The 6,319-nt window shown below is 69.6% G+C and carries 7 protein-coding genes; 1 reads left to right on the top strand and 6 read right to left on the bottom strand.

The genetic code is table 11. From position 1 onward, the window contains the following. Window positions 1–115: 115 nt before the first annotated feature. The 3 genes from AB0J95_RS16885 to AB0J95_RS16875 form a co-directional block, all read right to left on the bottom strand. On the bottom strand, window positions 116–643 hold the full coding sequence (locus AB0J95_RS16885; RefSeq protein ID WP_364757967.1) for a phosphatase PAP2 family protein: 528 nt from the start codon (window positions 641–643) through the stop codon (window positions 116–118). 2 nt (window positions 644–645) lie between these two features. Then, complete coding sequence (locus AB0J95_RS16880; RefSeq protein ID WP_364757966.1) at window positions 646–1,329, bottom strand: DUF6766 family protein; 684 nt, start codon at window positions 1,327–1,329, stop codon at window positions 646–648. A 79-nt stretch (window positions 1,330–1,408) separates the two neighbouring features. Next, the gene (locus AB0J95_RS16875) at window positions 1,409–1,795 is read right to left on the bottom strand and encodes a hypothetical protein (RefSeq protein ID WP_364757964.1); all 387 of its coding nucleotides are present in this window, start codon (window positions 1,793–1,795) and stop codon (window positions 1,409–1,411) included. A gap of 126 nt (window positions 1,796–1,921) precedes the next feature. On the opposite strand from AB0J95_RS16875, the gene AB0J95_RS16870 reads away from it, so the two are divergent. Beyond that, the gene (locus AB0J95_RS16870) at window positions 1,922–2,239 is read left to right on the top strand and encodes a hypothetical protein (RefSeq protein WP_364757963.1); all 318 of its coding nucleotides are present in this window, start codon (window positions 1,922–1,924) and stop codon (window positions 2,237–2,239) included. Here the strand turns inward: AB0J95_RS16870 and AB0J95_RS16865 are convergent. Genes AB0J95_RS16865 through AB0J95_RS16855 form a run of 3 tightly spaced genes read right to left on the bottom strand, consistent with a single transcriptional unit; the run spans window position 2,232 to window position 6,145 of the window. Continuing rightward, on the bottom strand, window positions 2,232–2,714 hold the full coding sequence (locus AB0J95_RS16865) for a hypothetical protein (protein ID WP_364757962.1): 483 nt from the start codon (window positions 2,712–2,714) through the stop codon (window positions 2,232–2,234). The two genes, AB0J95_RS16870 and AB0J95_RS16865, sit on opposite strands and share 8 nt — an antisense overlap. Beyond that, the gene (locus tag AB0J95_RS16860) at window positions 2,711–5,029 is read right to left on the bottom strand and encodes a nitrate reductase (RefSeq protein WP_364757960.1); all 2,319 of its coding nucleotides are present in this window, start codon (window positions 5,027–5,029) and stop codon (window positions 2,711–2,713) included. The genes AB0J95_RS16865 and AB0J95_RS16860 overlap by 4 nt, the downstream gene beginning before the upstream one ends. Window positions 5,030–5,089: 60 nt before the next feature. Further along, a complete protein-coding gene (locus AB0J95_RS16855) occupies window positions 5,090–6,145 on the bottom strand; it encodes a proline racemase family protein (RefSeq protein ID WP_364757958.1) in 1,056 nt (351 codons plus the stop codon). Between the last annotated feature and the right edge of the window lie 174 nt (window positions 6,146–6,319).

Here is a 6,319-nt window from a genome sequence, read left to right as displayed (position 1 = left end):
GACCCCCCCAACCGTTTTTTGTGTGGTTTGCCGTGTTGTTACGCCGTGTCCTCGCCCGACCCCGGGGCTAACGGCAACCCGTTGGGGGGGGCCGGGCCCCCCCCCCACCACCGATCTATTTGCGTTTGACGCGGTTCAGGATCGCGGCGGTCGCGGAGCCCAGGACCAGGCCGCCCAGGACATCGGTGGGCCAGTGCGCTCGCGTGCGGACCCTTCCGTAGATCACCGCGGCGGCCACTGGCATGGCCGCGAGGCCCAAGCGGGGCTCGCACAGGGTCAGCGCTGTGGTGAACGCGCCAGCGGATGTGGCGTGGGCTGAGGGGAACGCGGCGGAGGTCGGCGGCTTGCCAAGCGCTTGATGGGCGGGCACGTTCCCCGCGCGCGGCCGCCGGCGGTGCGTGAGCCGCTTGACGACGAGGTGGTTGACCACGGTTGAGATGGCTATCGACTGCAGGGCAAGGACAGCGGCTTGCCGGGTTGCTCCCTTGTGGACGGCGAGCGCCCCGGCCAGCACCAGCCACAACCGGCTGCCGCGGGCCGCTTTGGTCAGCCACAACACCACCGGGTCCGGCGGCCGGCTGGGCAGCACCGGGCTTTCCCGCAGTACGGCGGCTTCGGCCTGGTTGAGTCGTTCCTGGTGCATGCTCAGCCTGAGGTGTCCGTGGTGGCGTGGGGCGAACCGACGGGCTTGGACTCGGGCGATCCGCGTTGGCGGAGGTACACGCTGAACACGGCCATCGAGCCGACGGCGAGGAACTCCGACTGCCAGTTCTGCAGGGTCCGGTTCCAGAAGTCGGCCGAGATCACGTATTCGCCGTAGCTGACCGGGTCCTGGAGCTGGCCGAGCTGCTCGGAGTTGAAGGCGCTGTGGCCCGCGATGGACTGCGCCAGCCAGGACAGGACGAAGAACGTCGCCATGACCAGGCCCAGGGACCAGGAGAACAGGCCGGTGCGCCAGCCACCGGCCCGCGCCCAGGCGGGGGAGTCCCGGCGGGCGTGCCGGCCGACGAGTTGCTGTTCGTCGGATTCGAGGCCGACCTCGTCGGGGTGTTTGGACTCGGGCGAACCGAGCTGGATCAGCCACACGGTCAGCAGGATGTACAGGAAGAACTGCAGGAACTCGGACTGCCAGTTCTCGGCGACGTCGACGGCGAAGTCCGACGAGGTCACGTAGTCGAGCAAGCCGATCGGCGTGCCGCCCGCGGAGACCACCCGGTCGTTGAAGTCCGAGTGCCCGGCGAGGGCCTGCCCGATCAGCGCGAGCACGAGGAACAGGCCGAAGCTGAGGCTCAACCCGTTGTGGTAGAGGTAGCGCGTCACCCGTTTCATGACGTCAGCCCAATGATGATCATGTAGGTCAGCCCGCCGACGACCAGGACCAGGTAGGCGATGAGGATGCCGCGGGACATCATGTTCCGTCCGCCTTGCACTTGTACGGCGCCTCGCCGTTGGGGGTGCACCCGGCGCCGATGATCCGCCAGCCTTCCGGCAGGCGGCGCAGGAACAGGGTGTCGTGGCCGGACTTGGCCTGCGCGGTGTCGCCCCAGACCCGCACGTCCGCCGGCGCCTCGGCCGGCAGTCCCAGCGTGGGCAGCGCCGATGCGCAGCCCTCCGGCCGCAGGTCGTTGATGCGGCGGACGGCCGCACCGGCCAGCAACCCGCACGCGGTCTGCGCGTCGCCGTCCGCGAGCGCGGCCTCGAACCGCTTCGCCACCCCGAGCGCGTCCTGGGTCTGTGTGGACGACCCGCATCCACCCAGCAGCGCGACCGCGAGCCACACCAGTGCGAACCTCACCCGGTCCAGGTACCCCGCCGTGCGGCTTTCCAACCCATGCCGCACGATCGCGAGTGGACAGTCGGTTTCGCCGCTTTTCCACCGGGAATCCTCGGCCAGGACAACGAACGAAGGGTGCGTGACGTCATGGTGCGCAGTCGTACGGCCCGCCCGGTGCGGCCGAGACACATGGTCGTGGCGGAACCGGGCGCCAGGCTCCGGGACGGCATCGAGGCGGTCCTGCGCGAGCTTGACCAGCCCGTCGTCGACGACGTGAACCGGTTGACCGGCACCCTGCGGGGATGCCTCGCGCAGACCGCGGCGCTGGGCGAAACGTGCCAGGTGCCCGGTCCGGCGGAGGCGGCGCGGATCGCCGCCCAGGACCTGAGCATGGGCAGGCTGGACGACGCCCGGCTCGCCCTCACCCAGGCCCTCGGCCTGTTCGGTCCACTCCGGACTAGCTGACCAGGATCTGGGGGGACAGGGTTTTGAGCATGGCGTTGGTCCACTTCATCTGGCGCAGTGTCTGGGGGTGGCAGCGTTCGGTGACTTTGACGAGGTCGTCGTCCTTGACGGCCTGAGCGCCCTGGGCGAGCAGTTCCCAGTCGAGGGACACCCCGACCGCTTTGCGGTGCACCCGGCGCAGATCGGCCAGCAGCAACAGACCCGGTTCCGGCCGCCGGACGCCCAGCTCGCTGATGGCGGTGCGGACCGGCGCCAGCGGGCCGGAGCTGTGCGGGACGTCGCGGTCCAGTCTCAGGTCGTAGCGGGCGCCGATGTCGGCGAGCGACCGGATGTGGTCGGCCGACCAGGCGGCGAGATCGCGGGCGACGTGGTGGATCTCGTGTTCCACCTTGTGCTTGTCGGACAGCTTGAGCAGGTCGCGGGCGAGGGACTTCTCGGCCCGGTGCAGTTCGCGGACGGCCAGTCCGATCTTCATCGCGCACCTCCGTCGATCCGGTGGATGGTCGCCGCGGCGGTCTTGAACAACGGCTGCTTGGAGACCGGATCCCAGTCGGTGGGTGTCAGCTCGTTGGCCGCCCGGTGGCCGGCCTCGCCGGCATCCCAGTAGCCGTAGTGGAACGGCACGAACAACACGCCGTCGCGGATGCCGCCGACGCGGGCCCGCGCGTGCACGATCCCACGGGCACTGCGGATCTCGGTCATCTCGCCGTTGCCGATGCCGAGCCGCTCGGCGTCCGCGGTGGAGATCTCGACCCACACCTCCGGGGCGGCCCGTTGGAGTTGGGGCGCCCGCGCGGTTTTCGTGCGGGTGTGGAAGTGGTAGATGGTCCGGCCGGTGATCAGCCGGAACGGGAAGTCCTCGCCGGGCGGCTCGTGCGGCGGGAGGTACTCGGCGGCCTTGATCATGGCCTTGCCGTCCGGGTTGGCCGCGCGGTACTCGACCGGCTCGGTCGGTGCGCCGGTGATCAGGTCGCGGCCGTAGCTCTCGCAGTAGTCGGGATGCGCGAAGAACTTCCCGTCGGCGTACAGGCGTTCGGTGCCGTCCGGGCGGTCCCAGGTGCACGGCCACTGGATACCGCTGACCGAGCGCAGTTTGGCGTAGCTGAGCCCGGTGTAGTCGCACGGGCGGCCAGCGGACGCGCGTTTCCAGGCCTCGAACGCCGACTCCGGGTCGTGCCATGGCGGGAACGCCTTGCCGTCCTTGTCCCGGAAGTCCATCCGGCGGGCGAAGTCGAGGAAGATGTCCAGATCGGACCGCGCCTCGCCGGGCGGTTCGACGGCCTGCTCGGACAGGTGCACGGTGCGGTCGGCGTTGGTGAACGTGCCGGTCTTCTCACCCCAGATCGCGGCCGGCAGCACGACATCGGCCAGGCTGGCGGTCTCGGTGAGGAAGGCGTCCTGCACGACGAGCAACAGCCTGTCCTGGCTGAGGATCGACCGCACACGGTCCAGATCCGGCAGTGAGACGGCGGGGTTGGTCGCGGAGACCCACAGCAACCGGATCGTCCCGGTCTCGACGTACCGCATCATCTGCATCAGGTGCGTCGGCGGCGCGTAGTGCGGGATCTGCGACACGTCGAGGTTCCACAGCTCGGCCAGGTCCTGGACGTGGGAGTCGTTGGCCCAGTTGCGGAACGCGGTCAGGTCACCGTCGGCGCCGCACTCCCGGGTGTTCTCCGCGGTCGGCTGGCCGTTCATCTGCAACACCCCGGCGCCCGGCTTGCCGAGCATGCCCCGGATCAGGTTGATGTTGTTGACCTGAACGGCAGCGGCAGTCGCTTGGTGCGACTGGTAAAAGCCTTGCAGGACCGTACACAGTAGACGCTCGGCGTTGCCGAGGAGCCGTGCGGTGGCGCGGATCTGCTCGGCGGGTACGCCGCAGATCTCGCCGACGCGCTCGGGGGAGTAGTCGGCGACCATTGTGGACAGATCGTCGTAGCCGATCGTGTAGTTGCCGACGTACTCGTGGTCCACCCAGTCGTTCTCGATGATCTCGTGCAGGATCCCGTTCATCAGCGCGACATTCGTGCCCGGCAGCGGCGCAAGGTGGATGGTCGCGGCTTTGGCCACGGGGGTGTCGCGCGGGTCGACGCAGAGGATCGCGGGTGGGTTCGGCCCGGCGAGCCGGTCCAGGATCCGCGTCCACAGCACGGCTTGCGTCTCGGCGACGTTGTGACCGAACAAGGCGATGACGTCGGCGTGGTCGACGTCGGTGTAGGAGGCGGGCTGGCCGTCGCAGGCGAACGACTCCTTGAGCGCCGCCGCGGCGGTCGCCGTGCACAGCCGGGTGTTGCCGTCAACGTGGTTGGTGCCGATGGCGCCGTGCGCGATCGCCGCCAAGGTGTAGTACTCCTCGGCGAACAGCTGCCCGCTGGTGTAGAAGCCGATCGAGCTGGGGCCATGCTCGTCGAGAAGATCCTTGCCGCGCTGGGTGATCAGGCTCATCGCTTCGTCCCATGTGGACTCGGTAAGCTGCCCGTCCCGGCGGACCAATGGCGTGGTGAGCCGGTCCGGCGAGCCGTTGGCCTGCCAGCCGTAGGTGTCCTTCGGGTCGAGCCGGCCGTGGTTCACCCGGTCGTCGGCCCGGCCGCGGACTCCGACAATCCGGTCGTCCTTCACCGCGATGTCGATACCGTCGCCGTTGGAGTGCAGGACGGCCGCCGTGCGCACCCAGCGGTCGACATCCTCCGCCGACACTCCGGCAGCCAGGTGCTGGTCCACCCGGACCGGCCACTGCTCACCCGGTCCGTACGGTGTACGTGCACCCCATGGTTCGCTGACGGCGTCCACGCCGACCTCCCTTTCCGAAACGCACGCAGACCGCGTTCCCGGGAAGTTCAAGATCAAACCTCAGCGCAGCACGAATCCGGGGACCAGCGGGTCGTCCGGGTCGATCGAGAACACGTGCTGCCCGGTGCGGTACGCCACGCCGGTGACCTGCGGAATGACGGCGGTTCGGCCACCGGCATCGACGGTGTCGATCACCGTGCCGGTGAACGTGCTGTCCACGATGGAGTCGTGCCGGAGCACCGTTCCGGCGGGCAGGCGGCCCTCGGCGGCGAGGAGAGCGAGCCGCGCACAGGTACCGGAGCCGCAGGGGGAGCGGTCGGCCTGGCCGTCGGCGAAGATGGTCACATTGCGCTGGTGCACCACGCCGGACGTGTCGCCGAGTTCGTCGAACCAGATCGTGCCGTAGATGCCGTCGAGCCTCGGGTCGGTCGGGTGCGCGGCGAGTTCGGTGTCGTTGAGCGTCCACTTGATCTCCCGGCCCAGCGCGATCAGCTCGCCGAGGTGCTCCGGCGTGACCGTGAGTCCAAGCTGGGCGGCGGGCAGGGTCGCGTACGTCGCGCCGCCGAAGGCCACGGACACGCGGACCTCGCCGCGGGAGGTGGGCACCCGGATGCCGGACGCGATCACCCAGCTAGGCACGCCGACGAAGTCGACGGCGATCACGCGCCCCGCCTCGAGACTCACCCGTGCGGTCACCCGTCCGGAGGGCACGTCGATCACGACGTCCACGCTGCCGGTTTCCGGGGCCGCGACCCGGCCGGTCTGCACGGCCCACACCCCGAGCGCGATCGTGCCGTGCCCGCAGGCGGTCGAGAAACCGTCCTTGTGCCAGAAAAGCACGCCCAGGTCGGCGCCGTCGTCGTCCGGCGGCACGATGAACCCGCCGTACATGTCCGCGTGGCCGCGTGGTTCGCAGCACAGCACCGCGCGCAGGCTCTGGATGTCCTCGCTGCCGATCGCCAGGGCTCGCCGTTCGGCCACCGTCCGGCCGGGGATGGACACCGGCGGGTCGACCACGATCCGGAACGGCTCGCCGCCGGTGTGGTAGTCCGTGGTCGCGATCGTCGCGGGCAGCACGTGCTCAGCGTGCCACGCGCGGAAAGTGGGGACGATCACTACGCCGGATTTCCCCGGCCACCAGGGTGAGCCGCTCCCCGGAGTGGCCCGCGAAGCCGGGTGCCATCGGGAGGCGCACGACAGGCCACTGTGGATAGTGCGGCACCGGAACCTCCTGCTACCTCGCAGGAAACTCCCCATAGCACCGCACCCACGGCACATGCAACTGCATCT

Source organism: Actinocrispum sp. NPDC049592, from assembly GCF_040675465.1.
GTDB lineage: Bacteria > Actinomycetota > Actinomycetes > Mycobacteriales > Pseudonocardiaceae > Kibdelosporangium.
This window is presented reverse-complemented; position numbering and strand designations above follow the sequence as displayed.

What these genes read in the sequence shown, in the direction of transcription:
- AB0J95_RS16885 (WP_364757967.1), bottom strand. Translation starts at nt 643, where the DNA reads ATGCACCAGGAACGACTCAACCAGGCCGAAGCCGCCGTACTGCGGGAA.
- AB0J95_RS16880 (WP_364757966.1), bottom strand. Translation starts at nt 1,329, where the DNA reads ATGAAACGGGTGACGCGCTACCTCTACCACAACGGGTTGAGCCTCAGC.
- AB0J95_RS16870 (WP_364757963.1), top strand. Translation starts at nt 1,922, where the DNA reads ATGGTGCGCAGTCGTACGGCCCGCCCGGTGCGGCCGAGACACATGGTC.
- AB0J95_RS16865 (WP_364757962.1), bottom strand. Translation starts at nt 2,714, where the DNA reads ATGAAGATCGGACTGGCCGTCCGCGAACTGCACCGGGCCGAGAAGTCC.